This is a genomic window from Bacillus sp. MBGLi79 (genome assembly GCF_002953915.1).
In genome coordinates this window covers 2,264,961-2,266,702 of record NZ_CP026521.1, presented here as the reverse complement: position 1 = coordinate 2,266,702, position 1,742 = coordinate 2,264,961, and the positions used below count along the sequence as shown (strand labels likewise).

The window sequence follows — 1,742 nt, the reverse complement described above, 5'->3', positions numbered from 1 at the left end:
AAAGAAGGAAAGGTTTTGTTTTAATTGACCTGTATGTGATTTGACGCTTCAATCTGGCTTGAAAGCTTTCTGAACGATAAAAACATGGCAATCCGCCAAGGAACGATCATCCCGAAAGCCAGAATCCAAAACATTCCGCTCAGTGCGCCGTAATCGATCGTTGTGCTTAATATGCTCTTCATCGCGATCCGGATGACGAGCAGCGCAATTAAAATAAACACAAACGATTTGGAGCGTTTAATATAGATTTTATCATCGCGGATTTCAAATTTTGAGGTTTTAATTAAGAAAATAGAAAAGATCATGCCCACTGTGAGAGCTTCCAAAAATTCGGCACCGGTCACGTGGAACATCGGAAATAAAAACATGAGAGCACCGGTGCTCATAAAAATCGGAGGCAGTATAATTTTTTTGGCCGTAGCCGGTTTTTCAGATGACTTGATTCTGACAGCCATGACAATGACGGCCATCACGACGGCAAGTATAGATGAAACGACGATCATCATACATATCATCCCTTTTTCTAAAGCTAATTTCTCTACTTGTTACTATACTCCAAAACGAAGAAAAAAACCATGTTCAGGTTTTTCAGGTGCAAGGATTTCCCAGCACGTGGCGAATCGCTTCGACGACTTTCGTCTCCTCGAAAGGCTTGACGATAAAGTCCTTGGCTCCGGCTTCGATCGCTTCAACAACGATTCGCTTTTGCCGCATGGCCGTACACATGATCACTTTCACCTTCGGGTTCAACTGGATCATGTCCTTTAAAGCTTCAATCCCGTTTTTCACAGGCATTGTAATATCCATGATAACCAAGTCCGGCTGCAGCTCTTGATAAAGCAAAACAGCTTCTTCCCCGTTCCCGGCTTCACCCGCGACTTGCAAGTCTTCTGTTTCAAGTATTTCTCTGATTTTATCTCTCATAAATTTTGCATCATCAACAATTAAAACCCTTGTCATACTCCCCTCCAACATCATTATTCAATTTTGCTGTGAATAAGTCCTATTATAACAAAAAACCAAGGCGGTCCTTAGCCAGGTATCTAAAAGCCTCTGAAATCGCCGAACAGGCCTGACAGTACGATAATGATTTTCGTCATCCAGTCAAAGAACAGCAGGATTCCGACTGCAATCATTGCAATTCCGCCGATCTTCATGATGATGAGCTGATGCTTCCGAAGCCATTTCATCTTTGTCATGAAAAAAGACAGGAGCAGAAACGGCAGGCTGAATCCGAGCGCATAAAGCACCATATAAGGTACGGCCGACATCGGGTTCGTTCCGGCGAGTGTGATGACCGCTGCAAGAATCGGACCGGTGCAGGGCGTCCAGCCGGCGGCAAATGCCATTCCGATTCCGACAGAACCGAGCAGGCCGCCGGGCCTGTTTTTAAAATGGAGGCGCCTTTCTTTCATTAAAAATTCAGGCTTAAAAACCCCCAGTGTGACAAATCCAAAAAAGATGATGAATACCGCGCCAAGCTGCCTGATGAGCTGATGATAATCCTTAAAAAAGGACCCGACAAGCGATGTGCTGTAGCCGAGAGCCACAAAGATCATCGAAAAGCCAATCAGGAAAAAGATCGTATGTATCAGGCTCCTTTTTTGAAACATAAGTCTGTCAGAATGGATTTCACTCATGCTGACACCTGTAATATATGATAAAAAAGCGGGATACAGCGGCAGGCAGCATGGCGAAATAAACGATCGAAACCCTGCACCGAAAGCGAGAATATAGTTGAT

3 protein-coding genes are annotated in these 1,742 nt (G+C 44.2%); all 3 read right to left on the bottom strand.

Annotated elements, in window-relative coordinates:
• Positions 1–20: 20 nt before the first annotated feature.
• Positions 21–515, bottom strand: coding sequence for a CcdC family protein (locus tag C1T29_RS11305; RefSeq protein ID WP_020451600.1), 495 nt, complete (start codon positions 513–515; stop codon positions 21–23).
• A gap of 73 nt (positions 516–588) precedes the next feature.
• Positions 589–960: a response regulator gene (locus C1T29_RS11300; RefSeq protein ID WP_025809950.1), complete on the bottom strand. Its 372-nt coding sequence runs from the start codon at positions 958–960 to the stop codon at positions 589–591.
• A gap of 83 nt (positions 961–1,043) precedes the next feature.
• Positions 1,044–1,742, bottom strand: a 699-nt coding sequence (locus C1T29_RS11295) for a cytochrome c biogenesis protein CcdA (RefSeq protein ID WP_231516559.1), incomplete at its 5' end; no start/stop codon positions are given.